This is a genomic window from Ferdinandcohnia sp. SAFN-114 (genome assembly GCF_059415045.1).
Map to the genome: position 1 here is coordinate 1 of NZ_JBPFDQ010000075.1, position 26445 is coordinate 26445.

Consider the following 26445-nt stretch of genomic DNA (forward strand, 5'->3'; position numbering starts at 1 on the left):
TAATGTCACAATACTTATCTCAAGTATTGCCATTTTGGAGGTGTTTTATATTGTCTCACTATTTTAGGTTAGTCCAAGGGCTGCTTTAATAAGACTGCTTTCTTATACGAAAACGCATACACGGGAGTTTATAATTGCATTCTTGTTGCTATTACTTGCAACGATTGCGGACATTGTTGGTCCGATATTAATAAAAATTTTCATAGATGATTATTTAACACCAAGACATTTACCTATTCAACCTTTAATCTTTTTGGGAGCGATTTACCTTTTTATTCATTTTACAAAGGTCATTCTTCAATATTTTCAATTGGTAAAATTTCAAGAGATCGCATTGAAAATTATTCGCGAAATGAGAATTGAGGTATTTTCAAAGGTCCACAAACTTGGATTAAAGTATTTTGATAAAACACCAGGTGGCAGTATTGTTTCTAGGGTTACGAATGATACAGAGGCAATCAAGGATATGTTTGTAGAGGTTGTTGCGACTTTTGTACAAAACGGTGTCTTTTTAATTGGAATTTTTATTGCAATGTTTTATCTTAATGTCCAACTTGCTCTAGTTTGCTTACTATTAATTCCAATTCTGTTTATATTAATGCAAACTTATCGCAAATTCAGTTCTAAATACTACCACGATATGCGAGAACGACTTAGTCAGTTAAATGCAAAGCTTAATGAATCACTCCAAGGTATGGCTATTATTCAGGTGTTCCGACAAGAGAAAAGACTACGACAGGAGTTTGCTGAAATCAATGATGCGCATTATCAAGCGGGAATAAAAAATATTAAGCTAGATGGTTTGTTACTGAGACCGGCAGTTGATTTCATTTATATCGTGACAATAATTATGGTGCTTAGCTTTTTCGGTATTTCATCTCTTGAGAGTCCGATTGAAATTGGTGTACTTTATGCATTTGTAAATTATCTTGAACGATTTTTTGAACCAGTAAATAATATGATGATGCGTTTATCTTTGCTGCAACAAGCAGTTGTTGCATCTGGCCGAGTATTTGAACTTCTCGATCATGATGAGCTTGCACCACAAACAATTGGTAACGACAATCCATCAGTCCAAAAAGGAGAAATTGAATTTAAAAATGTTAGCTTTTCTTATGATGGAAAACGAGATGTATTAAAAAATATCTCTTTTACAGCAAAACAAGGCGAAACTGTTGCTCTTGTTGGTCATACTGGTAGTGGGAAGAGTTCGATTATTAATTTATTAATGAGGTTTTATGATATTGAACGTGGAGAGATATTAATCGATGGACATTCTATTATCTCTTATGAGAATAATGAACTTCGTCAAAAAATGGGCTTAGTGCTTCAAGATCCATTTTTATTTGTCGGAACCATTAAAGACAATCTTCGTTTACATAATCCGGATATTACCGATCACGACATCGAAGAAGCAGCAAAATTTGTTCAAGCGGATAGTTTTATAAAAAAACTAGAAGGTGGATATGATTTTCAGGTAGTAGAGCGAGGGTCAACTTTTTCAAGTGGTCAAAGGCAGCTTCTAGCGTTTGCAAGGGCCATTGTAACGAATCCTAAAATATTGGTCTTGGATGAAGCGACTGCAAACATCGATACAGAAACTGAGGAAGAGATTCAAAAGGCACTCGAAAAAATGAGGAGGGGTAGAACGACAATCGCAATTGCTCATCGATTGTCAACAATTCAAGACGCGAATCTAATCTTGGTATTACATCAAGGGGAAATTATAGAAAGGGGAACGCACAAAGAATTGCTAGCCCAAAAGGGGTTATATTATAAAATGTATTTACTCCAGAATGGCAGTGTGGATCATGTCGAAAATGCTGTTATGTAAAAAGCCTTTCATTAGTTTGAAAGGCTTTTTTCCGATTTACCAGTATTATATTGATTTAATAGATTGTCTAAATCTTGACTTACTTTAATGGTAGGTGTTGCTGTAAAACCGTGTTTCAAGACAATTTCAACCAGCTCAGTTCTTTTTTGTTCAATTTTAAGTAGAAGTTGTTCTTTAGACACAGGAATAACCCTCTCATTTGTTAGTAGGCTCCGTCATGGACGAGTTTTTTATAGTATAACATATAATGGTAAATCAATGGTAAATAACTTATTTGGAAATATATTCAACATTAGAATAGTGCTATGACACAAAACGTTCATATTAAAAATTATGATTACTGGAGTATTTTTGCTAGAATGATATTGATGAACGAATTAGGAGTTGTTAAAATGGCAGATGTTAATGCATTTCTTGCTTTTGGTGCAGGATTTTTATCCTTTATTTCACCATGTTGTTTACCGTTATATCCAGCATTTTTATCCTATATAACGGGTGCATCAGTAAGTGAATTGAAATCTGATAATGCAATGTTGCAAAGACGGAGTATTTTACATACCATTTTCTTTTTAATTGGATTCTCGATTATTTTCGTTATGCTTGGTTTTGGGACATCTTATGTAGGACAAATCTTCAGTGACTATAAGGACTTAATTCGTCAAATTGGTGCAATTCTCATTATATTCTTTGGTCTTGTTGTGCTTGGGATCATACGGCCTGGATTCTTAATGAAAGACCGCAAAATTGAGTTTAAGAATCGACCTGCGGGTTATGTTGGATCGATTTTTATCGGAATGGCATTTGCAGCGGGTTGGACACCATGTATGGGCCCTATTTTAATGTCGGTTATTGCACTTGCAGGTACAAATCCGGATTCTGCAATGTTGTATATGGTATTATACTCATTAGGATTCTCTATTCCATTTCTTGTCCTTTCATTTTTCATCGGACGTTTACAATGGATTCGCAAAAACAGCATAAAGATTGTAAAAATCGGCGGATATGCAATGATTATTATGGGTGTTGTTCTTTATTTTGACTGGATGACAAAAATAATTGCGTACGCAACCGCTATTTTTGGAGGATTTACTGGTTTTTAGTCGAAGTAGCTACTTATGAAGTAGTTTAAGGAGGACCAGAATAGTGGCTAGAATTCTAGTTGTTGATGATGCTAAATTTATGAGACTTACTCTCACAGATATATTTGTTAAAGCTGGTCATGAGGTTGTTTCAGAGGCTGTAAATGGTATTGAGGCAGTTGAAAAATATAAAGAGACTAATCCGGACCTAGTCACAATGGATATCACAATGCCTGAAATGAATGGCATTGAAGCTGTCAAAAGAATCAAGGAAATTGATCCAAAAGCATGTATTATTATGTGTTCTGCCATGGGTCAGCAAAAAATGGTCGTTGATGCAATCTCAGTTGGAGCTAAAGATTATCTTGTAAAGCCTTTTGATGCTAGTCGGGTTGTAGAGGCGGTTAATAGATTGTTAAATTAGATATAAACCCATTTAAGATTAATCGTCTTAAGTGGGTTTCATTTGCTATAAGTGGAATTTCTAGACGATTCATAAAAAGGACTGATTTATTTGGTTATTGCATCTTCCATTGTCGCAATTATGATGGCGATTTTCGTAACCTTTCTAAGAGCAAAATCTGCCCAAAAACCCGCTTCTGTTAAAAAAATTATATTGCCTCCTGTTTTCATGAGCACAGGCGCACTTATGTTTGTCCATCCAATGTTTCGCGTGACACCACTTGAGGTCTTAGAGGCCGTTGTGGTAGGAATGCTTTTTTCAATCCTGTTAATCAAAACCTCATCATTTGAAATAAGGGAAAATGATATATATATGAAACGTTCAAAGGCGTTTATATATATTTTAGTAGGGTTATTGGTCATTCGGATTGTTTTAAAATCGGTATTAAGTACATCAATTGATTTCGGAGAATTGAGTGGAATGTTTTGGATTCTTGCTTTTGCCATGATTGTTCCGTGGCGAATTGCGATGTATGTAAAATATAAAAGGCTTGCCTCAACATTATAAAGAGGAAACCTCGGCAGACATTACCGAGGTTTCTTTCTTTATAATCTAAAATAATTCTTTATAAGGAGTGACGTCTATTTGTTTTTCTTTTAATGTTTTTAATAGGAATTTATGGTCCCGTTTCGGTGTGGCTATGATATAACCTCTAACCACCAAATCTTGTGAAATCTGTTTTGCTTTTTCAGTTAGAGCCAACTCACCAATTTTTCCAGCGATTTTTTGTCTAGCAACATCACGAAAAAGCTCTGGAACTGGTTTAACTAAATCCTCTAATAACGCCTTCTGCTCATTTGGCCACAAATGACGTGTTTCTTCTATGTAATAATCCTGCCAATCTAAATCAGACTTTCCATCCTCCTTTGGAAGCTTTTTCAAAAACTTTCGGAACATAAAAAAGCCACCAATTGCAAGAAGTGTAATAAATAAGAATACCCATATCAATATAAACCATAAAAACCAACCAGTTAATTCCCACTGCATGAATAGTTCACCTCAATGCTTCATTATACCTTAACTGATAAGTTTTTTAAAAGAAAGAAAACCTCTTTTTATATGAAATTTGCGTGGCAGATAAGACTTCATATTATTCTTTGTGATTGGGAAAAATACAGATATGAAAAAAATACTATTTTTTACTTGTATGTTTTTATTTGCATTCGATCTATATCAGGGGAGTGCCGAAGAATTAGTACGTGTTCGTCTTGAAAATTTTGTCGGGGATACGAATGAAATTCAGATGCGCATCACAGGAGATTATTTCACTATAGATCCGACACTAACATTACAAGAAGGAGTGAACTACCGGTTATATGTCAATAAAGGGAATCTGTATCTTAGAGGAGGAGAAGTCAATCAACAAGTAGACCCTAGCTTTTTATTGATCCCCCGAAACTATGATGAGAATCACCGTGTCTATATTAATGAACGACCATATTTAGGTGCAATGGAATTTCAATTGGAAAATAATCAAAATGTGCGTCCTGTTAATCAGCTCCCTTTGGAAGATTATTTAAAAGGGGTTGTTCCACTAGAAGTGTTTTCCTCATGGAATATTGAAGCATTAAAGGCCCAAGCCTTAGCAGCAAGAACATATGCCGTTTCCCATATGAAAGAAGACATGGATGATACGACTTTCTATCAGGTGTATGGGGGATATGCTTGGAATGTACGTACCACTCAAGCTGTTGAAGCTACAAGGGGTCAAGTTATTACTTATAAAAATAAATTAATTGATGCTTTTTATTCAGCAAGTAATGGTGGTATGACCGAGAATAATAAAAATGTGTGGGGAGGGAAAAGTAGGTCATTCTATCCAATTAAAGAAGATCCGTTTGATCCAGTCCATCCGTGGGAATTTACTTTGTCGAAAACACAAATATATCTAGAAGACATAGATTGGGATTCTATTGATGGATTTGATGGGTTACAGGAAAAAGATAAAGAGATAGCAGCTGCCATGAAAAGATCAATAAATCGTCAAGGTTACCCAGGAGAGATAGTCATCCTTTCGATTCCTAAATTCGAGGTGAATCCAAAGAAATTTAACTCAAAACGTTCTATGACGGGTTCAATTGAAGTGGAATTTTTACAACGATTAATTGATGGTACGATCCTTTTAGGAAAAGTTGCCCTTCAAGATGTGAATTTAAATCGAATACGACCAATGATTGGCGGTACTATTTTTAAGAGCTATTATATAGACTCACTTGATTCAGATGATAAGAAATATGTGATGCGTGGCAGAGGATACGGGCATGGTGTAGGGATGAGTCAATGGGGAGCAAGTATAATGGGTGATAAAGGTAAAAACTATGAGGAGATTATACAATTTTATTTTCCTGGAACGTCAATCACGAATTATGAACGTAAATAAAACAAGAAAGGGTCCTGTAGCTTTCACAGGACCTTTATTTTAATTTTGCTTTTCTTTTTTTTCCGTTTTTCGTTCTTTTTGATATAAATTTCGAGTATTTCATTTCGAAATAGTGCTTCTATCTTCTTTTTTTCTAATTCGAAAGGAAGGGTCACAACTCTTTCTGTTAATACTTTGTCATTTGGAGGATTTTCGCAATCTGTTAATTTAATGTGGAATGCATCGTCCTGGACATTTAACTGAATCTGATCGGGCTGATAACCTGATAGTTCAGCCTCGATGATATACTCATTTTGTGTTTCAAATAAATCAATTCGAAATTGATAATCATCTAAAAGATATGGGTCTTCGAGAAACTGTTTCATCCAGTCCTCCAAACCATTTAAGGAAAGGGGATTGGACTTATCAAAATTTTTCATGTCTTGACCTCCATGGGATTCTATATTCAGGATATTCACAAGTGTAAGTGTTCGTGATAGTGAAATAATAAAAAAGGGTACAATCTGTTTGTAAAGTACGTGGTAATCATGTAAAACTAGACTTAAACATGCTTTAGTGGAGGAAATTGAGTATGAAAAATTTGTATCAACTGCTCCCTGCAATTCATGAGTTGCAAGCTAATACAGAATTTGAACAGTTTCAAAAAAAATATAATGTGGATAAGGAATATCTGACTAATATCTTAAGGGATGTCGTAAGTAACATTCGGAATGAGATTGTAAATGGGGAATGGAATGAAAGTGCTTCTTCAAAGGAAGACATGGTTCGTTTCATATATCGAAAGAGCGAAGAGGAGTTAGAACACAGTACGAATTACTATCTAACCAAAACAATCAATGCGACAGGGACAGTTTTACATACCAATTTAGGAAGGGCCAGACTTAGTGATGAAGCTATCCAACATGTTGTAGAAATCGCAAAGGGGTATTCTAATTTAGAATATAACACGAAAGAAGGAATTCGTGGCTCACGACATTCTATTGTGGAGTCACTTCTCATGGAATTAACAGGTGCTGAGAGTGCGATGGTTGTAAACAATAATGCTGCGGCTGTTTTTTTAATTTTACGGGCTTTGGCTAATAGCCAGGAAGTTATTGTTTCTCGGGGGCAATTAGTTGAGATTGGCGGTTCATTTCGGATATCAGCGATAATGGAGGAAAGTGGTTCAAGATTAGTTGAGGTGGGGACAACTAATAAAACACATCTTGAAGATTACGAGAATGCCATTACAGATAGTACATCGATGGTCCTTAAGGTACATACAAGTAATTTCAGGACAATTGGTTTTACAAAGACTGTTGATATTTCAGAACTAGTTACATTAAAGCAGAAAAAAGAAAACCTTGTTATTTATGAAGACCTAGGAAGTGGTGTTCTATATGATTTAAAAGGGCACGGAATTGGGGATGAACCTGTTATCAAGGAAGTATTGGCAAAGGGGGTTGACCTTGTATCCTTTAGTGGTGATAAGCTTCTTGGTGGACCGCAAGCGGGTATTATTGCAGGGAAGAAAGAATGGATAGATAAATTAAAAAAACATCAACTTGCTCGAGTGTTGCGGGTTGATAAATTGACATATGCAGCATTAGAAGCAACGTTATTTTCATATCTTAAAGGAAGTTCGATAGCGATTCCTACGATTCGGGATATATTGGCTACTGAAGAAGAGATAAAAGATAGATGTCAACAATTTGTAGCTTGTTTAACTGATAAAATAAATCATTATCATATTGAACTAAGAAAAGAGGGTTCACCAATCGGGGGCGGAACAATGCCCGGGGTGGAAGTGCCAACTTTTGTAGTTTGTTTAAAACATCCTAAAAAGACAGCTATGGAAATTGCAACAATGCTACGTCAGCGATCCACACCAATTATTGTAAGAATAAAAAATGACGAAATACTCCTTGATTTTCGTACCATACAACAAGATGAAATTGAAGAAATTGCAGTAGCTTTTGTGAAAATTGATAAAAAGCCGCAAGATTAGCGGCTTTTTATTATCCATGATTATTACATATCATGTCCTTGGTTATTTTTTTGTCTTGTGTGATTGCGGTTTTTTACTTTTTTCGAACCACTTAATGGTTGTGGTTGGCTGCCTGTGCTTTGGCCGCCGTTTGCTCTAATATCCTTAAATGTATTCTTTTCACCCATGTTAAATCCCCCCTTCATATGTATTAGGATAATGATTTTCCACTTTTTTATGCGGCTTAAGTTCTGAATGATTTTCTGGAAAAAAGGTAAGCTATTATTGCACGAATTACCTTAAGGGAGTTGAACAATATGCCGTATCATAAGGATAAACAGCAAGCTTTCCAAGCAGCACAACAAGGAACAGAGGAAGCGAAAGATGTGTATGCAAATATTGTAAGCAATGATCCTGACTATGGTGCTCATTTAAAGCGATTGAAAAATGAAGTGAATGAAGCCTATCAACAAATTGAAAATGCATTAGAAGTGGCATCAGAGCATCAGAAGGCCCAACTGCAACAGTTTCAATCGGACTTACAATCCATCATGAATGAAGTTAACGAATAAAATAAGCCCGCATTAAGCGGGCTCGCCAATTATATGATTATTGATTTTTCTTTCGCTTTTTATTATTTTGTCGTTGTTCTGCAGTTAAGGGCTCATTAGCAAATTCCTCATTAAATCCCGCACCAACACCTTGGGCACTTGCGTCATTCATGCCTGGTCGAACATGATTCGCTTTACGCTTCGACATTCTTTTCACCTCCGCCCTTATTTTATTCTTTTTTCACTAAATTATCCTGTAAGTCAATAAGAAAAACTTATAGAGCATAATAACAATCTTGTTATTTACTTATGTATATAGTTATATTAATATATGTATGCAGGGAAATTAAATGGGAGAGTATAAAATCTCTTGAATTTCGACAAATATTTATGATTGCGTTATTATTGATACGAAGGGGGCATACATATGGCAAAACATGATGTATTTAATGCACGTTCTTCTTTTGAAGCAAACGGCAAAAAGTATAACTATTATAGCTTACAAGCATTAGAAGATGCGAAAATTGGTAACGTTTCAAAATTGCCGTATTCCATTAAGGTTCTATTAGAATCAGTACTACGTCAAGTTGATGGAAGAGTAATTACAAAAGAGCATGTTGAAAATTTAGCAAAATGGGGAACTGATGAATTACAAGAGGTTGATGTTCCATTTAAGCCTTCTCGTGTAATTCTTCAAGATTTTACTGGAGTACCAGCTGTAGTTGATTTGGCTTCACTTCGTAAAGCAATGGCTGACATGGGTGGAGACCCACAAAAAATCAACCCAGAAATTCCAGTTGATCTAGTTATTGACCACTCTGTACAGGTTGATAGAGCAGGTACACTTGATTCATTAAAGTTCAATATGGATCTAGAATTTGAACGTAATGCAGAGCGTTATAAATTCTTAAGCTGGGCTCAAAAATCATTCGATAACTACCGTGCTGTACCACCAGCAACTGGTATCGTTCACCAAGTTAACCTTGAATATTTAGCAAATGTTGTTCACGCTGTTGAAGGTGAAAACGGTGAATTTGAAACATTCCCTGATACACTAGTTGGTACCGACTCTCACACTACAATGATTAACGGTATCGGTGTACTTGGATGGGGTGTTGGAGGAATTGAAGCAGAAGCAGGAATGCTTGGTCAACCTTCATATTTCCCTGTACCTGAAGTTATCGGTGTGAAATTAGTAGGTACATTACCAAATGGTACAACAGCTACTGACTTAGCGCTTAAAGTAACTCAAGTATTACGTCAAAAGGGCGTTGTTGGTAAGTTTGTAGAATTCTTCGGTCCAGGAGTTTCACAACTTCCGCTTGCAGACCGTGCAACGATTTCTAATATGGCTCCGGAATATGGTGCTACATGTGGATTCTTCCCTGTAGATGATGAAGCCTTAGAATATCTACGTCTAACAGGACGTGACGAAGAGCAAGTTAAAGTTGTAGAAGAATACAGTAAAGCAAACGGTTTATTCTATACAGCAGATGCTGAAGATCCAATTTTCACAGATGTTGTTGAAATCAATCTTTCTGAAATTGAAGCGAATCTTTCCGGTCCTAAGCGTCCACAAGATTTAATTCCACTTTCAAAAATGAAAGAAGCTTACCAAACTGCACTAACTGCAACTGGTAACCAAGGCTACGGTTTAACTCCTGAAGAAATCAATAAGGAAATTACCGTAAAATTCAACGATGGCGAAGAAGTACAAATGAAGACTGGTGACATTGCAATTGCAGCGATCACAAGTTGTACAAATACTTCAAATCCATACGTTATGTTAGGTGCTGGTCTTGTTGCAAAGAAAGCAGTTGAAAAAGGCCTAGAGGTTCCTAAATATGTAAAAACATCTTTAGCACCTGGTTCTAAAGTTGTTACTGGCTATTTAGAAGATTCAGGATTACTTTCATACCTTGAAAAGCTAGGTTTTAGCACTGTTGGTTATGGATGTACTACATGTATCGGTAACTCTGGTCCATTAGCTCCTGAAATTGAAAAAGCTGTTGCTGAAAATGACCTAGTGATCACTTCTGTTCTTTCTGGTAACCGTAACTTTGAAGGACGTATCCATCCGTTAGTTAAAGGTAACTACCTTGCATCACCACCACTTGTTGTGGCATATGCACTAGCTGGAACTGTTGATATCGATCTTGAAAAAGAACCAATCGGTAAAGACAAAGATGGTAATGATGTGTTCTTTAATGACATCTGGCCTTCTGCAGAAGAAGTTAAAGCAGAAGTTAAGAAGACTGTTACTCCTGAGCTATTCAGAAAAGAATACGAGCGTGTATTTGATAATAATGAGCGTTGGAACGCAATCGAAAGTACTGATGAAGCACTTTATGTATGGGACGACGAATCAACATACATTCAAAACCCACCATTCTTCGAAGGTTTATCTAAAGAAGCTGGTGAAGTTAAGCCATTAAGTGGTTTACGTGTAGTTGGTAAATTTGGTGATTCCGTAACAACTGACCACATCTCCCCAGCAGGTTCAATCGGTAAAGATACACCAGCTGGTAAATACCTACAAGAAAAAGGTGTTTCACCTCGTGACTTTAACTCTTATGGTTCACGTCGTGGTAACGACCGTGTTATGACAAGAGGAACTTTTGCGAATATCCGTATTCGTAACCAAATCGCTCCTGGTACAGAAGGTGGATGGACTACTCACTGGCCAACAGGAGAAGTTATGTCTATCTATGATGCATGTATGAAATACAAGCAAGATGGTACTGGCTTAGTTGTTATCGCTGGTAACGACTATGGTATGGGATCTTCTCGTGACTGGGCTGCGAAAGGTACTAACCTTCTTGGCATTAAGACAGTTATTGCTGAAAGCTTCGAACGTATTCACCGTAGTAACCTTGTATTAATGGGTGTATTACCACTTCAATTCAAACAAGGTGAGAATGCTGAAACTCTTGGCCTAACTGGAAAAGAAACAATCGAAGTTCAAATTGATGAAAATGTAAGACCTCGTGACTATGTAAAAGTAACAGCTACAGACGAAGAAGGAAACAAAAAAGAATTTGAAGTACTTGTTCGTTTCGATAGTGAAGTTGAAATTGATTACTACCGTCACGGTGGTATCCTGCAAATGGTACTTCGTGAAAAAATGAAGGGTTAAAATGAAAGGCGGAAGCGACCGTATAATGTCGTACGGACTGGACTGAGCCTGTAGGAGATAAAGGAAACACGATGAACGTAGTGAATCGATGTTGACTTATCGTACGGCAGGTGAGGGAAGTCTGCTAGACGTTGGGAGCTGGAACTAGACATGACCTTTATATCTAAGGCAGTTTTGTGGATTTCACAAAACTGCCTTTTAATATTGTCCTTTTACATAAGTAAATTGATATAATGATAATAGGGAAAACCTTTGATTTTGCTTAAATTTACGGAGGATTCAAATGGTTAAAAAAATTATTATTCCACTTATTCTAATTGTCCTAATAGGATATGCTGTTTTTGATTTTGTAGAAGATAAAAAAAGAGGGGTAACCGGTATTGAAATTGGCAATATGGCCCCAGATTTTGAACTTCAATTATTAAATGATGAAAATGAAACAGTTCGATTATCAGATTTAAAAGGAAAGAAAGTTGTTGTGAACTTTTGGGCATCATGGTGTAAACCATGTCGTGAGGAAATGCCTGAGATTCAAGAGTTTTATGAAACAAAAAGTGATGACATTGAAGTGCTTGCTGTCAACATGACCGCTTCTGAAGTAAAAGCAGAAAATGCACATAAATTTGTTGAGGGGAAAGGTTATACATTTCCACTCTTAGTAGATCCAAAAAATCAAGCAAGTAGTGATTATGAGGTATTAGGATTACCTGAAACATTTTTTATTACCTCCGATGGAACGATTAATGATTATATCAAAGGACAGATGGACCTAGAAATGTTAGAAGCTAAAGTAAAAAAATTAAAGTAAAAAATGTGAACCAACTCGATTTGGTTCTTTTTTTATGCCTTTTTTAGGAAAAAAAGTACATCTTAATTATTTTTAAATAAATTTTCGAAAATTTGTAATAATTTAATCGTTTTTTGGAGATTAATACTATTACAATGGTAGATAGAGGAAGGTGAGAAAATTGAGAAAAGTAAGAAAGGTTTCATTTGCAGATTTGGTTAATGAAAACAAACAGCAATTATTAAAGGACCAAGAAGCAATGGAGCGTATTGAGGCGAGAATTGAGCAAAAAAGATTAGAAAAAGCTGAGTAAATTTCCCATCAAATCTTTTATTTGGATAGAGTATCCACTCTTCTTTTTACATGAGAAAGCCCTTTCCGGGTGATAATGTAAAGGAGGAGGGGTAAATAAAATGCCGAAAAATTATCATAACCAATTTAAAAATAACCAAATAGGTACACAACCACGTGGATTTGGTGGAAATAAAGGGAAAAAAATGCAGGATACATCAGGAAAGCATGCTCAAGTTATGCAAACTAAAGGTGAATAATGCTACCATTAGCACACATGGATAAAAGGACGTTAATCAATAACGTCCTTTTATTTTTTTCCAGAAATAAAATGATTAGAACTGAAGCAAAATAGAGATGTATTACTAATACATAGGAGGAAAAAGAAATGACGCACAACAGATCTAAACCAGATGATAGAAGTGATAATGTAGAAAGACTACAAGACATGGTTCAAAACACGATTGAGAACATCGAGGAGTCTCATGATGCAATGCAATTTTCAAATGGAGAAGAGCGTCAAAGAATTCAGGCCAAGAACGAACGCCGTGAAGAATCTATCGCTGCAATGCGCGAAGAAATAAAGGACGAAGCTGCCGCTCGCGAAAATGGGTATAAGTAAAACTTGTAGAGTATGCCACCTTATATGGCGTACTCTATTTTTGTCATTCGAATGAAATCATTTTTAGGGCATTTCCAACTTATGTTACTATATATGTAAAGCGTTTTTAGAACACAATAGGGAGAGGTTAGAAGTGCTCATTTCAAAAAAAGAAGTTGAAGTTCGTTATGCAGAAACAGACCAAATGGGTGTTGTTTATCACGCGAATTATCTAGTTTGGATGGAATTAGGTAGAACCAAGTTAATTAAGGATTTAGGATTTAGCTATGCAGCAATGGAAAGCGATGGCGTTATTTCTCCTGTAATTGATCTTCAGGTTTCCTACAAAAAACCTTTGCGATATGGTGAAACAGCTTTAGTGAAGACGTGGATCGATCATTATGACGGTCTGAGAGTTATTTATGGCTATGAAATAGTACGCCCCGATGGAGAGGTTTCCGTAAATGCAACATCGTCACATGTTTGTGTGAAAAAAGATTCATTCCGCCCAATTTCGATCAGAAAACATTACCCTGAATGGCATAAGGCATATGAAGAATCAAAGAAGAAAGTTGAATAGAAAAAACAAGGCATTTGGTGCCTTGTTTTTTTAGTTACTGTTTTTGGTTAAGCCATTGATTCATATGCTGAGTCATTTCATCGTATTTACTTTTAGCATTACTTAATCCAACCGCTCCTGCATTTTCGAGAGGTACTACTTTAAAGTTTTTGTTTTGACTGTTTGATACAAATGTTGGTGTAAATTGTGGGTTTTGAATATGAATGAAGGATTCATCCTTTGCTTTTACTTCTTTAATAATTTCAACTTTTAAAACCCCACCAATATCTTTATAATCCCACATCTGTCCAGATAAAAAATTACCTAATGAGTAAATCACGAAGGTTTGATTTCCATCCTTACCTGTTAACCAATCCATCGGCTGTAAGACGTGAGGATGATGACCTATAATGAGGTCAACACCCTCATCGGCAAGCTGCTGTGCCAATTGTTTTTGATGATCATTCGGTAGTAATTGATATTCATTTCCCCAATGCATACTTACTGATACGACATCAGCAATCTCTTTTGCTGCTTTAATATCTTGTTTAATTAGATCCATGTCAATTAAGTTAACAAGATGATCTTTTCCCTTAGGGACAGGAATCCCATTTGTCCCATAAGTGTAGGAAAGAAATGCAATTTTAATTCCATTTTGATTTAATACCCTAATTCTACTTTTATCTTCAGGACTCTGGTACCCTCCTGTATATTCCATCCCGATTTTGTTTAAATAATTTGTAGCACTAATAATCGCCTTTTCACCGCGGTCCAGGGTATGGTTATTCGCAATAGAAACAATGTCTACCCCTGCATCCTTAAATGCATCAGCAACCTCGTAGGGGCTGTTAAAACTCGGATAAGTAGATAAACCAATTTCTGTACCACCAACTATTGTTTCTTGATTGGCAATCGTAATGTCTGCGTTTTCAAGTAAGCCTTTTACATTTGCAATCATTGGCTTGAAATCATATCCATTGTCTGTTTTTGCATCATTATATACGGTAGAATGGATTAAAATATCTCCGATCGCTGCTAGTGTAATTGATGTTGTAAACGGTTTGAAATGTTGCTCAGTCTTTTTGAATTCATGATTCTGAGCAATGTAGGCCTCAGTTTTTGTGTTGGCTTTAACATTATGTAGAGTAAAATAAATTCCGAATGGAATAAGTAATAAAATCATTGTACTAATGAGATATTTGGTACTAATTAATGCCCTTTTTTTCCTTCTGCTTCGTCTCATATAACATTTGCTCCTCACCAGAATATGATAATTCTACTATAATACAAAACTATGAAAAAATGTTAGAAATTTATCGAATATTGTCAATGATTTGAAGGGTATTTCATCTTTCGAAATAAAAAGGCAGGAGAATTAAGTAAACTGTCGAAATAGTTTGATGTGAATTGAAATCTAAAGAAGTAGGTGTTAAAGGATGAAATTTCAAAAGCCAGATGTAGAACAATTTTTTAAAACCTTTGGGATACAGAATTTTACGATTAGTCCCGACGAAAAACAGATGGTATTTAGTACAAACTTAAGTGGAAAGTATAATCTTTGGGCAATCGACCTGCCTAATCAATTTCCATATCCATTGACTTTTAATGACCAAAGCTGTCAAGAGCTTACTTATGATAAAAATGGAAAATTTTTAATTGCGGGATTTGATAAAGATGGCGATGAAAATACACAGTTATATGCTATTCAGCCGCAAGGTGGGGAATTAAAACCTATTCGAATTCAGGAAGGGCACCGACATATGATGGCAATCCTTTCCAAGGATGGGAAGAAATTATTCTATACTTCAACTAAGGATAACGCGATGTGTTTGAATTCATATTGCTTTAACCTCGAAACAGAAGAAGAGTTGGTTATCAACGAAGGAAAAGATGCAGCCACCTACTTGTTAGCACTTAGCCCAGATGAAAGTAGTCAAATCTATTTAAAGCATTTTGCCAATACATATTCCTTAGCCTTTTTACATAGAGATGGCCACGAAATACGCTTAACACCAGAGACAGAGCAACAGCATACAGTATCAGATGTCCTATTTACATCTGATAATACGATATACCTATTAACGGATTATAATGATGACTTTTCATATCTTGCTAAATTTGATGTAACAACAAACACATTTTCTAAAGTTGCATCATTCGAAAAAGAAGAAATGAAATCAATTAAATATAATAAACAATCTCAAACGATCTACATTGTGAGTGAAAAGGGTGTTGAGGATTTTCTCTATGGATATCGTATTGAAACAGGAGAAGTAGAAAAGTATGATATGCCTTCAGCCGTCATTGAAAAGCTAATTGTAACAGAAAATAACAGCCTGTATGTCCTTGGGCGTTCTGCTACCAAACCGTTAAACATCTATATGCGAGCGGCTACTGAAAATGTGTGGAAAGCCGTTACGAACTTTGGCGTTCCTGGAGTAAAAGAAGAAGAACTTGTTCAGCCTGATGTAATCACTTATCCTTCTTTTGATGGTTTAGAGATTGAAGCATTACTGTTTAAGGCAAATGAAGATGTATCAAATGGCCATGTCATATTATGGCCACATGGTGGACCACAGGCTGCAGAACGCAAGTCATTTAGGGCGATGTTCCAATCCCTGGTGAATCGGGGATATAGTATTTTTGCGCCGAACTTCCGTGGTTCAACTGGTTACGGCTTGAAATTTGCGAAAATGGTGGAGGGTGACTGGGGACATGGTCCTCGTCTAGATAATATCGAAGGACTTGAATGGTTAATTAAGAACGGATACGCAGACCGTGAAAAAATACTTCTCTTAGGTGGTAGCTATGGTGGATATATGGCACTCTTGCTTCATGGTAAACACCAAGAATACTTTAAAGCTGTCATTGACATTTTTGGACCTAGTGATTTGTTCTCGTTTATTAATTCGGTTCCAGAGCACTGGAAGCCTGTTATGAACCAATGGGTTGGCGATCCGGTGAAAAATCATGAGAAGTTAGTAGAGTTTTCACCAATCACCCACTTAGAAGGCATGGTAAAACCGATGTTAGTTATACAAGGGGCCAACGACCCACGTGTTGTAAAAGCGGAATCTGATAAAATTGTACGGGCATTGCAAGATAAAGGGAGGGAAGTTGAATATTTGGTTCTTGAAGATGAAGGGCATGGATTCTCGAAAAAGGAGAATGAAATCAAAGTAAATCGAAAAATACTAGAGTTTTTTGATCGATTTATTTAAAAAGAAAGACGTGTGACTTTCGAAGGGTCACACGTCACTTTCCTTTGTTCAGGATATAAGCTCTGTTTATAGCCATTTAATTTTTGGCTCTGTTTTATTTTTAATTCGAGTAATGTTTGCTCGGTGGCGATAGAACACGAAAACGGCTAGTAATGAGACAACAATAATTAACGGGTAATCCGTTCTAACAAAAATACTATAAACAATACTGAATGATACGCAATAAATTGAAACTAACATTGAAGATAGCGAAACCATTTTCGTTAACTTCAAGAAAATAAAAAAGCATAGTAAAGTTGTAATAAATAGGATCGGGTTATAACCCAACAGTACCCCACCAGAGGTAGCAACTGCTTTTCCACCTTTAAAACCTGCAAAAATTGGGTACATATGTCCTACAACAGCTACCATTCCAACTAATAAAGGAAAATAATCTGGAAATGACCCATCCAATAATAAGGTAGGAAGTAGTGTTGCTAATGTCCCTTTTAAGATGTCTGCACTAGTAACGATTAAGCCAGCCTTTTTTCCAAGTGTCCGAAACGTATTTGTCCCACCTAAATTTCCGCTACCATGCTCCCGAATGTCTATACCATAGCCAATCTTCCCAACGATTAATCCAGAAGGAATCGAACCAAGAAGATAGGCAAGGAGTATAATAATAATATTTAGTACCATACTCTTAACTCCTTTAATAAAATAATAAAGATAAGTGCTACTTGACACATTGTATCATTCTTTATCGATAATACCATGCTTGTACAAGTATTCTCATTATACAAGATATTTTTACTTACAATCGTTTTTTATTTTAATTTTGACAAAAAAATATTGTAAAATGCTAAAGAAATATTCAAATCCGTTGAAAATCAAAATAAATGCAGGAATATCTAAGCTTGGGACCGAAATACTATGAGAGATATTATCTGTTAGAATATATTTAAAGGGAGGACCAAATAACATGTCATTGGAAATTCCGACTCGTGCTGAACTCGGTAAAATTTTAAAGAAAAGTAAAAGGATAGCTGTGGTTGGTTTATCTGCTAATCCTGAAAGAACTTCCAATATGGTGAGTAAGGCAATGCAGGATGCGGGGTATGAAATCATTCCTGTAAATCCAACTATTGACGAAGCATTGGGTGTAAAAGCCGTTAAATCAATAAAAGATATCGAAGGACATATTGATATTGTTAATGTTTTTCGAAGATCAGAATATTTAATGGATGTGGCGAAAGAATTTGATGATATTGATGCGGATGTATTTTGGTCGCAGCTTGGATGTGTTAGTGAAGAAGCATACTACTATTTGAAGGAACGTGGGATTACGGTTGTAATGGATCGTTGTATAAAGGTAGAACATGCTTTGACAAAATAACAAACCATGAGATAAAATCCTTGTTCTTATACAAGGATTTTATCCTTTTCGCCAGAAACGGTTTGCGAAATTTTGATAAAGATATAAAATAAAGGATGAGGCATTAAGAAACAAAACATTTGTTCTGTTAAGTAAGAAACAACTAAATTAGTGATACTACTTATATAGAGAGAGGCTATTTTTAGCTATGTACTTGGGGTAAAACCCAAGTGTTTTGTATATGAAAGGGGTATGTTTTTTGGCGAAGCAACAATTTGACTACAATGATGATGCAATACAGGTACTAGAAGGCCTTGAAGCCGTTAGAAAGAGACCTGGTATGTATATTGGAAGCACTGATGGTAAAGGACTTCACCACCTAGTTTATGAAATTGTAGATAACTCGGTCGACGAAGCTCTATCAGGTTATGGGAATCACATCATTGTTAGAATCCATAAAGACAATAGTTTAAGTGTCCAGGATAAAGGACGTGGAATGCCAACTGGTATGCATAAAATGGGTAAACCAACACCTGAGGTTATTTTTACCGTGCTCCACGCAGGCGGAAAATTTGGTCAAGGTGGGTATAAAGCAAGTGGAGGTCTCCATGGGGTTGGAGCATCGGTTGTGAATGCTTTGTCTGAATGGCTTACAGTCACGATCAAGCGTAATGGATTTGTATATGAACAGCGCTTTGAAAATGGTGGCAAACCTGTTACTACTCTTGAGAACATCGGAAAAACAAATCAAACGGGTACGACGATTCATTTTAAGCCGGACCCAACCATTTTTAGTACAACTACATTTAATTTTGAAACATTGAGTGAGCGCTTAAGAGAATCAGCCTTTTTATTAAAAGGGCTAAAGATTGAGATCTTTGATGACCGGAATGATTTCCATGAGGTTTATCATTACGAAAATGGGATTGAAGCGTTCGTTGAATACCTGAATGAGGAAAAGGATGTACTACATCCTGTCGTTTCTTTTGAAGGGGTTCAGAACCGAATTGAGGTAGATTTTGCGTTTCAATTTAATGATGGGTATTCAGAGAATATCTTATCCTTTGTAAATAACGTAAGAACAAAGGATGGAGGTACACATGAAGTTGGATCGAAAACAGCTTTGACCCGTGCTTTTAATGAATATGCTCGTAAAACAGGCCAATTAAAAGAAAAAGATAAAAATCTTGATGGTTCTGATATTCGCGAGGGATTAACGGCAATTGTATCCGTTCGTATTCCTGAAGAATTATTGCAATTTGAAGGACAAACAAAAGGAAAGCTTGGAACGAGTGAAGCACGCTCAGCTGTTGATTCAGTCGTTTCTGAAAACCTCGCTTATTTTCTTGAGGAAAATCCAGATATAAGTACCCTTCTTGTTAAAAAATCGGTAAAAGCTGCTCAAGCTAGAGAGGCAGCAAGAAAAGCAAGAGAAGAAGCTAGAAGCGGAAAGAAACGAAAGAAATCCGAAGCGTTACTAAGTGGTAAATTAACCCCTGCCCAGTCAAAAAATCCAGATAAAAATGAGCTTTATCTTGTTGAAGGAGATTCTGCTGGAGGGTCGGCCAAACAAGGACGTGATCGTCGTTTCCAAGCAGTTCTCCCGTTGAGAGGTAAAGTTATTAATACAGAAAAAGCAAAGCTTGCCGATATCTTTAAAAATGAAGAGATCAATACAATCATTCATACAATTGGCGGTGGCGTTGGAGCTGATTTTACTATTGCTGATATTAATTATGATAAGATTGTTATCATGACAGATGCTGATACCGACGGTGCTCATATTCAAGTATTGCTTTTAACCTTCTTTTATCGATATATGAAGCCATTAATTGAAGCGGGTAAGGTATATATTGCATTACCACCGCTCTATAAGGTAAGTAAAGGAACAGGTAAAAAAGAAGTCATTGAGTATGCATGGAATGATAATGAATTAAAGGATGCAATCGCTAAAGTCGGAAAAGGCTATATGATTCAACGCTATAAAGGTTTAGGAGAAATGAATGCCGACCAGCTTTGGGATACGACAATGAACCCTGAAACGAGAACGCTAATTCGAGTCCGAATCGATGACGTAGCAAGAGCTGAACGAAGAGTAACTACACTAATGGGCGATAAGGTTGAACCGCGCCGTAAGTGGATTGAATCAAATGTTGCCTTTGGTCTTGAAGATGATTCGAATATTTTGGACAATGAAAATTTATCGGTCGTAGAAGGGGAGTAACAATAAATGGTACAAACAGAACAATACCGTGATCTACCTCTTGAGGAGGTAATTGGAGATCGTTTCGGTAGATATAGTAAATATATTATTCAAGATCGTGCTTTACCAGATGCAAGAGATGGTCTTAAACCCGTTCAAAGAAGAATTCTTTATGCCATGCATGTTGAGGGTAATACAGCTGAAAAAGGTTTCCGTAAATCGGCAAAAACGGTTGGTAATGTAATTGGTAATTACCATCCCCACGGAGACACATCTGTATATGATGCGATGGTTCGTCTAAGTCAGGATTGGAAGGTTCGGAATGTCCTGGTGGAAATGCACGGAAACAATGGTAGTAATGATGGTGATCCACCAGCAGCGATGCGTTATACCGAAGCACGTCTTTCGAGTCTTGCTTCCGAGTTGTTACGTGATATTGAAAAAAACACCGTTGAATTCATTCCTAACTTTGATGATACAAGTAAGGAACCCGTTGTATTACCTGCGATGTTCCCAAACTTACTTGTAAATGGTTCTACTGGAATCTCTGCAGGTTATGCTACAGATATTCCACCTCATCATCTAGGTGAAGTCATAGATGGTGTCATCAAGCGTATAGACAATCCAAACTCAACTGTCGATGAACTTATGGAAGTGATTAAGGGTCCTGATTTTCCAACAGGTGGCATTATTCAAGGGATTGAAGGGATAAAGAAAGCCTATGAAACGGGAAAAGGAAAAATCATTGTCCGTGGAAAAGTAGAGATTGAGGATCTTCGCGGTGGAAAACAACAAATCGTTGTTACTGAAATACCATATGAAGTGAATAAAGCAAATATGGTTAAAAAAATTGACGAGATTCGATTAGATCGTAAAGTGGAAGGTATAAATGAGGTACGTGATGAAACAGACCGAACAGGCTTAAGAATTGTTATTGAATTAAAAAAAGAGGCAGATGCACAGGGAGTGCTCAACTTCCTCTATAAAAATACTGATCTTCAAATAACCTATAACTTTAACATGGTTGCTATTATGGACAGACGACCAGTATTGATGAGTCTGCCGAAAATATTGGATGCGTACATTGCCCACCAAAAAGAGGTTATTACTAATCGTTCTCATTATGAATTAGATAAAGCACGTGAACGTCAGCATGTTGTTGAAGGTCTTATTAAGGCGTTATCTATCTTAGATGAAGTTATTGCGACAATTCGTGCTTCAAAGGATAAAAAAGACGCGAAAAATAATTTAATCGATAAATTCGGATTTACAGAGCCGCAGTCTGAAGCAATCGTTTCCTTGCAATTATATCGCTTAACAAATACCGATATCACAGCACTTCAGCAAGAATATGATGAGTTAAACAAAAAGATAAGCGAATTAGTTGAAATTCTACAAAATGAACGCAAGCTGTTTCAGGTCATTAAAAATGATCTGAAGCGAGTGAAAAAAACCTATGCAGATAATCGCCGTTCGAAAATAGAAGACGAGATCGAAGAAATTAAGATTAATCTTGAAGTGTTAATTCCATCTGAGGATGTGATTGTTACTGTTACCCAGGACGGCTATGTTAAACGGACAAGTCCTCGATCATATGCTGCATCAAACGGCCAAGACTTTGGCATGAAGGACACAGATCGACTGTTGCACAAATTTGAAATCAATACAACCGATACATTACTGCTCTTTACAAACAAAGGGAATTATTTATATATTCCAGTTCATGAATTACCTGATATAAGGTGGAAGGATCTAGGACAACACGTTGCCAATATCATAAGTATTGATCGTGATGAATTCATTATAGAGGCATTCCCTGTTACGAATTTCGAGTTGCCAGAATACCTACTCTTTATCACCAAAAATGGAATGGTGAAAAAGTCAGAGCTGACTATGTACAAAGCACAACGTTATTCAAAACCACTTGTTGCAATTAATCTGAAAAATGATGATGAAGTCGTATCTGTTCATATCACAAACGGCAATATGGATGTCTTTTTAGTTACACATCTAGGGTACGGACTCTGGTTTGGTGAAGAAGAAGTCAATGTTGTCGGTGCTAGAGCAGCAGGCGTTAAAGGTATCAACCTTAAGGATGGCGATTATGTAATTGCCGGTTCAGTTGTACCACCATCAACGCCAGCTGAGCTTAGTATTGTTACACAACGTGGGGCCGTTAAGAAGATGAAAATCACAGAATTTGAAAAAGCAACACGAGCTAAACGTGGACTAGTAATGCTTCGTGAGCTTAAGAATCATCCACATCGTATTGTAGGCGCGCATTTTGTTACAAATCTTGATGAGCTTTTCCTAAAAACTCAAAACGGAAAAATCGAATCAGTCGAAACAAAATCCTTACGACCAAATGATCGTTATAGCAACGGTTCATTTGTGGTTGATACAGATGAAGCGGGAGAAGTAATTGATACATGGATTGTTACGAATGAGGAAAATTCCGACGAAATAAAATAATCATGCTTGAAAAGCAGCTACTTAAGGGTAGCTGTTTTTGAGTTTGAAATAATATTGTTAACAAGAAGTATCTATTTTGAAAAATATTTATATTTTAAATACGCCTGCTTTACTGTACAATAATTTTATAAGGATTAGAGAGTAGGTAATTTTGAGAAAATGGTAAAAAAATATATTAATAAAAGAAACATTCTCCTTCTCGTAATAGCAATTGTTTTATTGTATTTATTACCAATGTCAATTTCATTGATTTTGGCCTTTCTAACTGCCCTTTTATTGGAGCCAATTGTCAATTTATTAATAACAAAATACCGGTTTAAACGAATATATTCGGTTACAGTAACGTTTGTTATTTTTATGGTATTTGTTTTATTTTTGGGTTACTTGTTAGTCAATGTCATCATTAATCAAATGATCACAGTCGTGAAAAACATACCGTTTTATGTTTCAAGTATTGATACAGACCAAATTATTTCAACCTTTGAAAAGTTTGAAAATTATTTTGAGGATCTACCTAAGGAAGTCTTGGATTCTATTATGAATACTTTGTATTCCTTCCAAGATTTATTAATCGTTGCAGCAAGGAATTTAACAGAGGGGACGTTTAGTTTTGTTTCAAGTCTTCCTCAGCTATTATTAGAATTAATTGTTTATTTAGTGGCAGCATTTCTTTTCATGAATGATTTACCTGGAATTAAAAACAGACTTAAAGACATGCTGCAGGAAAGCTCTATTGAAAAAATGAAGATTGTGACAACCCAGTTGAAAAAGATATTTGTTGGCTTTTTAAAGGCTCAACTGGTTCTTAGTGGAGTAACTTTTATTATCACATATGTAGGACTTTGGATTCTAGATGTAAAGTATCTTCTAATTGTGTCTTTGCTCATTGTACTAGTCGATTTACTACCGATATTAGGTACAGGATCTTTTATTGTGCCATGGGCGATTTTCGTATTAATTAACGGAAATACAAAGCTTGGAATAGGGTTATTGATTCTTTTTGTACTCATAACCGTAATTCGAAAAATTATTGAACCAAAGGTTTATTCACAAAGTTTTGGTATCAGTGCTTTAGCAGCACTCATCAGTATGTACCTAGGGTTTAAAATAATCGGCATTGTTGGATTACTACTTGGTCCTCTTTTAGTGATTCTTTATGATTCTTTAACAAAAGCCGGTGTCATTAATCTAAACTTTAATTCAGATAAACTATAGTAAAAAGCTACCATCACAGGTAGCTTTTTTCTTATAAGTATTCTTTAATTTTTGTTTCTAAAAAGCTTTTAAATGCCTCCATATCTTCTAAGTTATCGAATGCGGCTTGTGCGGTCGTATTATTGCCGCCACCTTTACCATTATAGTTTTTTAGCTCTTGTTTAAATAACTTTCCACACTCAATGGGAAGCGTTCCATTATGGGAGATAAGTAGTTTACTTTCTAGTGTAGATGTAAAAATCACACATTGATTGGATGCCTCATTAATTTGTTTTGCAATTCCTTGAAGTTCTTTTAAAGCTTTCTCATCAAATGATTCGATAATAATTGTATCATTATGCGTTTGAATAATCTCCTGAGCAAGGAAATGATTAAGTTTTCCTTTTAATTCCTCGATTTCTCTCTGGAGTTGTTTGTTATCTACTTCTATTTTAGTAATTTTTTCGATTAGCCCTTCACGATTCGTGCTATGTTTGTTTGCTAAGGTTGTTAAAACGTTATGTGTTGCTTGATAATCCTCTAAAGCACGGCCGCCGAAAATAAAATACACACGTGTATTTCCTTTACTTTTTTCTGTTTTTAGAAGCTTCATAACTCCTAATTCGCCAGTTCTTGAGACATGTGTGCCTGCACATGCGGATGTATCGATACCGTCAATTTCAACAATGCGCATTTCATCCCCTTCAACATCAGGTGTTTTTCGAAGAGGAAGGGTACTTGCTTGTTCTTTAGACACAAAATATGTTCTAATTTCACGGTTTTCATAGATAGCTTTATTAACCTTATTTTCAATGTGAAGGAGTTGATCGGCATTAAATTCAGGAACACTTAAATCAATAGATACGGTGTCTTTACCTAAATGGAAGCTTGATGTGTGTGCATCATACTCTTCAATACAGATCGCCGATAACAAGTGCTGGCCGGTATGCTGTTGCATATGGTCATATCGTAGTTTCCAATCAATTTGACATTCTACAGTCAAGTTTTCTGGGGGATGGGGGAGTTTATGGTAAACCTCTCCAGCTTCTTGATACACATCTAATACTTGAATATTATCAATTTGTCCAGAATCAGATGGTTGCCCACCGCCTTCAGGATAAAAAGCAGTTTCCTCAAGTGTTACAAGACAGAATTCTTCTTTTTTTATCATCTTTGTTACTGTAGTTGTCCAATTTGTTAGGTATGGATTTTCATAATATAGCTTTTTGGTCATCAATTTCTCGATCCTTTCCATATAGATAATTAAAACATACAAGAAAAGAAATAAAGATTCAATGAATAAAGTTGTTAGTTGTTATAAATAAGAGGGAGGAAGAGCAATTTAATGATAAGAAAGGTGGAAAAATTAATGGATGAGAATAAGTTGATTATGGGAGAAATTGAAGAAGATGCGTTTGTGTTAACTCAATTCAAGCACATGAATACACAATCTGTCATAAGTAAGGAGAGGTTAGGGGCCATTTGCGATTACTTATCGGGAAAAGTAGAGAGTGGGGAACTGGAGCATTATATTACGTTAAATGATCAGATGCCGATTAGACTTAATCAAGTTGAGATGAAGGAGTTATTAGATGAGTTCATGAACATACGTGGAAAGATGAATTAAAAGATGGAACAATAAGGTTTGGAAAAAAGGTATATAGTTAATCATAATAATATTATGTAAACTAAAATGAAGGAAAAAAGAGGGAGGGTTGGAATTAACCATTTTGATATTTTTTAATGATAAATTCCATTCCGATTTCAATTAACGTGTTTGCATGTGTATGAAATCTCTGTGCACGAACTTTTAGTTGTTCATATTGTGAATTGCTAAATGTTGTGCCCATTTTTATGCGATCTTTAGGTTTAGCTGGGGCTTTAAATTCTTTTGGTTTCTTATATGTATCTAACACATAATCAATTCCTTCAGTTAGTAATTGATTAAATGGAACTTGTTTGCGGTTTGCAATTTCTTTAATTTGTTCCAGTAAACTGTGGCTAACAGTCGTATTTTTGGTTACACGATCGGCATTATGGTATCTAATTTTACTTTCATAAGGCATTTGGTAGATCAGCTCCTAAATGAATATACTGTGTAGTTTAATTTAATATGTAAGTTAATGATAAAGGCAATTATTGATGCTAACGGAATCTGTATGCACTTGATTATATCATGTATTTGCTGCTTATTTTGTAATCTTTTCTAAGTTCCTAGAATAGATATTATGTAAACTTAATAAAAACTTCATCAAACATAAGTATATCCTTAAGGTAGATGTAAAAAGACAAAAAAGTATAAACCAATTGGACAGAAAAGTCTAAACTTCCTCTTCTTGAGAAATTTCGAGACA

28 protein-coding genes are annotated in these 26445 nt (G+C 35.8%); 19 read left to right on the forward strand and 9 right to left on the reverse strand.

Annotated elements, in window-relative coordinates; genetic code table 11:
- The first annotated feature begins 88 nt into the window (after nucleotides 1-88).
- Nucleotides 89-1834 (forward strand): ABC transporter ATP-binding protein, encoded by a 1746-nt coding sequence (locus ACR65M_RS20150; RefSeq protein ID WP_440274233.1) that lies wholly within the window; start codon nucleotides 89-91, stop codon nucleotides 1832-1834.
- A gap of 11 nt (nucleotides 1835-1845) precedes the next feature.
- Here the strand turns inward: ACR65M_RS20150 and ACR65M_RS20155 are convergent, their stop codons facing one another.
- The gene (locus tag ACR65M_RS20155) at nucleotides 1846-2016 is read right to left on the reverse strand and encodes a Spo0E family sporulation regulatory protein-aspartic acid phosphatase (RefSeq protein WP_121446666.1); all 171 of its coding nucleotides are present in this window, start codon (nucleotides 2014-2016) and stop codon (nucleotides 1846-1848) included.
- A gap of 210 nt (nucleotides 2017-2226) precedes the next feature.
- On the opposite strand from ACR65M_RS20155, the gene ACR65M_RS20160 reads away from it, so the two are divergent.
- The 3 genes from ACR65M_RS20160 (at nucleotide 2227) to ACR65M_RS20170 (ending at nucleotide 3883) form a co-directional block, all read left to right on the forward strand.
- Nucleotides 2227-2934: a cytochrome c biogenesis CcdA family protein gene (locus tag ACR65M_RS20160; RefSeq protein WP_341331821.1), complete on the forward strand. Its 708-nt coding sequence runs from the start codon at nucleotides 2227-2229 to the stop codon at nucleotides 2932-2934.
- Nucleotides 2935-2977: 43 nt separating this feature from the next.
- Nucleotides 2978-3337 (forward strand): response regulator, encoded by a 360-nt coding sequence (locus ACR65M_RS20165; protein WP_494776434.1) that lies wholly within the window; start codon nucleotides 2978-2980, stop codon nucleotides 3335-3337.
- Nucleotides 3338-3421: 84 nt separating this feature from the next.
- On the forward strand, nucleotides 3422-3883 hold the full coding sequence (locus ACR65M_RS20170) for a CcdC family protein (RefSeq protein WP_121446669.1): 462 nt from the start codon (nucleotides 3422-3424) through the stop codon (nucleotides 3881-3883).
- A 45-nt stretch (nucleotides 3884-3928) separates the two neighbouring features.
- On the opposite strand, the gene ACR65M_RS20175 is transcribed toward ACR65M_RS20170, so the two are convergent.
- Entirely contained in the window at nucleotides 3929-4363 is a 435-nt protein-coding gene (locus ACR65M_RS20175) for a DUF2621 family protein (RefSeq protein WP_121446670.1), read from the reverse strand.
- 133 nt (nucleotides 4364-4496) lie between these two features.
- Between ACR65M_RS20175 and ACR65M_RS20180 the strand changes: the two genes are divergently transcribed.
- A complete protein-coding gene (locus ACR65M_RS20180) occupies nucleotides 4497-5756 on the forward strand; it encodes a SpoIID/LytB domain-containing protein (protein WP_121446671.1) in 1260 nt (419 codons plus the stop codon).
- A 23-nt stretch (nucleotides 5757-5779) separates the two neighbouring features.
- On the opposite strand, the gene ACR65M_RS20185 is transcribed toward ACR65M_RS20180, so the two are convergent.
- Nucleotides 5780-6175 carry an Hsp20 family protein gene (locus tag ACR65M_RS20185; RefSeq protein ID WP_121446672.1) on the reverse strand — a complete coding sequence of 132 codons (396 nt, stop codon included), beginning with the start codon at nucleotides 6173-6175 and terminating at the stop codon, nucleotides 5780-5782.
- Nucleotides 6176-6327: 152 nt separating this feature from the next.
- On the opposite strand from ACR65M_RS20185, the gene selA reads away from it, so the two are divergent.
- Complete coding sequence (gene selA / locus ACR65M_RS20190; RefSeq protein WP_440274222.1) at nucleotides 6328-7743, forward strand: L-seryl-tRNA(Sec) selenium transferase; 1416 nt, start codon at nucleotides 6328-6330, stop codon at nucleotides 7741-7743.
- 23 nt (nucleotides 7744-7766) lie between these two features.
- Here selA and ACR65M_RS20195 read toward each other — a convergent pair whose 3' ends face one another.
- Complete coding sequence (locus tag ACR65M_RS20195) at nucleotides 7767-7910, reverse strand: small acid-soluble spore protein P (protein ID WP_099355277.1); 144 nt, start codon at nucleotides 7908-7910, stop codon at nucleotides 7767-7769.
- Between the two features lie 129 nt (nucleotides 7911-8039).
- Here ACR65M_RS20195 and ACR65M_RS20200 point away from each other — a divergent pair, with 129 nt between their 5' ends.
- A complete protein-coding gene (locus ACR65M_RS20200; protein WP_121446674.1) occupies nucleotides 8040-8294 on the forward strand; it encodes a hypothetical protein in 255 nt (84 codons plus the stop codon).
- A 37-nt stretch (nucleotides 8295-8331) separates the two neighbouring features.
- On the opposite strand, the gene sspO is transcribed toward ACR65M_RS20200, so the two are convergent.
- On the reverse strand, nucleotides 8332-8481 hold the full coding sequence (gene sspO / locus ACR65M_RS20205; RefSeq protein WP_121446675.1) for a small acid-soluble spore protein SspO: 150 nt from the start codon (nucleotides 8479-8481) through the stop codon (nucleotides 8332-8334).
- 219 nt (nucleotides 8482-8700) lie between these two features.
- Between sspO and acnA the strand changes: the two genes are divergently transcribed.
- The 6 genes from acnA (at nucleotide 8701) to ACR65M_RS20235 (ending at nucleotide 13668) form a co-directional block, all read left to right on the forward strand.
- Entirely contained in the window at nucleotides 8701-11409 is a 2709-nt protein-coding gene (gene acnA / locus ACR65M_RS20210) for an aconitate hydratase AcnA (protein WP_121446676.1), read from the forward strand.
- A 283-nt stretch (nucleotides 11410-11692) separates the two neighbouring features.
- Nucleotides 11693-12217, forward strand: a complete 525-nt coding sequence (locus tag ACR65M_RS20215) for a TlpA family protein disulfide reductase (protein ID WP_440274223.1) — start codon at nucleotides 11693-11695, stop codon at nucleotides 12215-12217.
- A gap of 151 nt (nucleotides 12218-12368) precedes the next feature.
- Nucleotides 12369-12509 carry an FbpB family small basic protein gene (locus ACR65M_RS20220; RefSeq protein WP_440274224.1) on the forward strand — a complete coding sequence of 47 codons (141 nt, stop codon included), beginning with the start codon at nucleotides 12369-12371 and terminating at the stop codon, nucleotides 12507-12509.
- A 100-nt stretch (nucleotides 12510-12609) separates the two neighbouring features.
- Complete coding sequence (locus tag ACR65M_RS20225; protein WP_010282192.1) at nucleotides 12610-12747, forward strand: acid-soluble spore protein N; 138 nt, start codon at nucleotides 12610-12612, stop codon at nucleotides 12745-12747.
- Nucleotides 12748-12875: 128 nt separating this feature from the next.
- Complete coding sequence (gene tlp, locus ACR65M_RS20230; RefSeq protein ID WP_121446678.1) at nucleotides 12876-13109, forward strand: small acid-soluble spore protein Tlp; 234 nt, start codon at nucleotides 12876-12878, stop codon at nucleotides 13107-13109.
- Between the two features lie 133 nt (nucleotides 13110-13242).
- A complete protein-coding gene (locus ACR65M_RS20235) occupies nucleotides 13243-13668 on the forward strand; it encodes an acyl-CoA thioesterase (protein WP_121446679.1) in 426 nt (141 codons plus the stop codon).
- A 34-nt stretch (nucleotides 13669-13702) separates the two neighbouring features.
- Here the strand turns inward: ACR65M_RS20235 and ACR65M_RS20240 are convergent, their stop codons facing one another.
- Nucleotides 13703-14890, reverse strand: coding sequence for a CapA family protein (locus ACR65M_RS20240; RefSeq protein WP_440274225.1), 1188 nt, complete (start codon nucleotides 14888-14890; stop codon nucleotides 13703-13705).
- Nucleotides 14891-15083: 193 nt separating this feature from the next.
- On the opposite strand from ACR65M_RS20240, the gene ACR65M_RS20245 reads away from it, so the two are divergent.
- Nucleotides 15084-16868 carry a S9 family peptidase gene (locus ACR65M_RS20245; protein WP_440274226.1) on the forward strand — a complete coding sequence of 595 codons (1785 nt, stop codon included), beginning with the start codon at nucleotides 15084-15086 and terminating at the stop codon, nucleotides 16866-16868.
- A 66-nt stretch (nucleotides 16869-16934) separates the two neighbouring features.
- Here the strand turns inward: ACR65M_RS20245 and plsY are convergent, their stop codons facing one another.
- Complete coding sequence (gene plsY, locus ACR65M_RS20250; protein ID WP_121446682.1) at nucleotides 16935-17546, reverse strand: glycerol-3-phosphate 1-O-acyltransferase PlsY; 612 nt, start codon at nucleotides 17544-17546, stop codon at nucleotides 16935-16937.
- A gap of 283 nt (nucleotides 17547-17829) precedes the next feature.
- On the opposite strand from plsY, the gene ACR65M_RS20255 reads away from it, so the two are divergent.
- The 4 genes from ACR65M_RS20255 (at nucleotide 17830) to ytvI (ending at nucleotide 24112) form a co-directional block, all read left to right on the forward strand.
- On the forward strand, nucleotides 17830-18243 hold the full coding sequence (locus ACR65M_RS20255; protein ID WP_121446683.1) for a CoA-binding protein: 414 nt from the start codon (nucleotides 17830-17832) through the stop codon (nucleotides 18241-18243).
- Between the two features lie 220 nt (nucleotides 18244-18463).
- The gene (parE, locus tag ACR65M_RS20260; RefSeq protein WP_440274227.1) at nucleotides 18464-20446 is read left to right on the forward strand and encodes a DNA topoisomerase IV subunit B; all 1983 of its coding nucleotides are present in this window, start codon (nucleotides 18464-18466) and stop codon (nucleotides 20444-20446) included.
- 6 nt (nucleotides 20447-20452) lie between these two features.
- Nucleotides 20453-22897 carry a DNA topoisomerase IV subunit A gene (gene parC / locus ACR65M_RS20265; RefSeq protein ID WP_440274228.1) on the forward strand — a complete coding sequence of 815 codons (2445 nt, stop codon included), beginning with the start codon at nucleotides 20453-20455 and terminating at the stop codon, nucleotides 22895-22897.
- Nucleotides 22898-23056: 159 nt separating this feature from the next.
- Nucleotides 23057-24112, forward strand: a complete 1056-nt coding sequence (gene ytvI, locus ACR65M_RS20270; RefSeq protein ID WP_440274229.1) for a sporulation integral membrane protein YtvI — start codon at nucleotides 23057-23059, stop codon at nucleotides 24110-24112.
- Between the two features lie 31 nt (nucleotides 24113-24143).
- Here ytvI and ACR65M_RS20275 read toward each other — a convergent pair whose 3' ends face one another.
- The gene (locus ACR65M_RS20275) at nucleotides 24144-25325 is read right to left on the reverse strand and encodes an alanyl-tRNA editing protein (RefSeq protein WP_440274230.1); all 1182 of its coding nucleotides are present in this window, start codon (nucleotides 25323-25325) and stop codon (nucleotides 24144-24146) included.
- A gap of 135 nt (nucleotides 25326-25460) precedes the next feature.
- Between ACR65M_RS20275 and ACR65M_RS20280 the strand changes: the two genes are divergently transcribed.
- Nucleotides 25461-25718, forward strand: coding sequence for a hypothetical protein (locus tag ACR65M_RS20280; RefSeq protein ID WP_440274231.1), 258 nt, complete (start codon nucleotides 25461-25463; stop codon nucleotides 25716-25718).
- A gap of 94 nt (nucleotides 25719-25812) precedes the next feature.
- Here the strand turns inward: ACR65M_RS20280 and ACR65M_RS20285 are convergent, their stop codons facing one another.
- Nucleotides 25813-26157, reverse strand: a complete 345-nt coding sequence (locus ACR65M_RS20285) for a hypothetical protein (RefSeq protein WP_440274232.1) — start codon at nucleotides 26155-26157, stop codon at nucleotides 25813-25815.
- Nucleotides 26158-26445 lie beyond the last annotated feature (288 nt).

Bases quoted from the DNA above. Each gene is read 5' to 3' on its own strand.
- selA (WP_440274222.1), top strand. From the start codon at position 6,328: ATGAAAAATTTGTATCAACTGCTCCCTGCAATTCATGAGTTGCAAGCT.
- ACR65M_RS20175 (WP_121446670.1), bottom strand. From the start codon at position 4,363: ATGCAGTGGGAATTAACTGGTTGGTTTTTATGGTTTATATTGATATGG.
- acnA (WP_121446676.1), top strand. From the start codon at position 8,701: ATGGCAAAACATGATGTATTTAATGCACGTTCTTCTTTTGAAGCAAAC.
- ACR65M_RS20185 (WP_121446672.1), bottom strand. From the start codon at position 6,175: ATGAAAAATTTTGATAAGTCCAATCCCCTTTCCTTAAATGGTTTGGAG.
- ACR65M_RS20180 (WP_121446671.1), top strand. From the start codon at position 4,497: ATGAAAAAAATACTATTTTTTACTTGTATGTTTTTATTTGCATTCGAT.
- ACR65M_RS20255 (WP_121446683.1), top strand. From the start codon at position 17,830: ATGTCATTGGAAATTCCGACTCGTGCTGAACTCGGTAAAATTTTAAAG.
- ACR65M_RS20245 (WP_440274226.1), top strand. From the start codon at position 15,084: ATGAAATTTCAAAAGCCAGATGTAGAACAATTTTTTAAAACCTTTGGG.
- ACR65M_RS20285 (WP_440274232.1), bottom strand. From the start codon at position 26,157: ATGCCTTATGAAAGTAAAATTAGATACCATAATGCCGATCGTGTAACC.
- ACR65M_RS20215 (WP_440274223.1), top strand. From the start codon at position 11,693: ATGGTTAAAAAAATTATTATTCCACTTATTCTAATTGTCCTAATAGGA.
- ACR65M_RS20160 (WP_341331821.1), top strand. From the start codon at position 2,227: ATGGCAGATGTTAATGCATTTCTTGCTTTTGGTGCAGGATTTTTATCC.
- parC (WP_440274228.1), top strand. From the start codon at position 20,453: ATGGTACAAACAGAACAATACCGTGATCTACCTCTTGAGGAGGTAATT.
- ACR65M_RS20275 (WP_440274230.1), bottom strand. From the start codon at position 25,325: ATGACCAAAAAGCTATATTATGAAAATCCATACCTAACAAATTGGACA.
- ACR65M_RS20225 (WP_010282192.1), top strand. From the start codon at position 12,610: ATGCCGAAAAATTATCATAACCAATTTAAAAATAACCAAATAGGTACA.
- ACR65M_RS20200 (WP_121446674.1), top strand. From the start codon at position 8,040: ATGCCGTATCATAAGGATAAACAGCAAGCTTTCCAAGCAGCACAACAA.
- ytvI (WP_440274229.1), top strand. From the start codon at position 23,057: ATGGTAAAAAAATATATTAATAAAAGAAACATTCTCCTTCTCGTAATA.
- tlp (WP_121446678.1), top strand. From the start codon at position 12,876: ATGACGCACAACAGATCTAAACCAGATGATAGAAGTGATAATGTAGAA.
- ACR65M_RS20280 (WP_440274231.1), top strand. From the start codon at position 25,461: ATGGATGAGAATAAGTTGATTATGGGAGAAATTGAAGAAGATGCGTTT.
- sspO (WP_121446675.1), bottom strand. From the start codon at position 8,481: ATGTCGAAGCGTAAAGCGAATCATGTTCGACCAGGCATGAATGACGCA.
- ACR65M_RS20195 (WP_099355277.1), bottom strand. From the start codon at position 7,910: ATGGGTGAAAAGAATACATTTAAGGATATTAGAGCAAACGGCGGCCAA.
- ACR65M_RS20240 (WP_440274225.1), bottom strand. From the start codon at position 14,890: ATGAGACGAAGCAGAAGGAAAAAAAGGGCATTAATTAGTACCAAATAT.
- plsY (WP_121446682.1), bottom strand. From the start codon at position 17,546: ATGGTACTAAATATTATTATTATACTCCTTGCCTATCTTCTTGGTTCG.
- parE (WP_440274227.1), top strand. From the start codon at position 18,464: ATGAAAGGGGTATGTTTTTTGGCGAAGCAACAATTTGACTACAATGAT.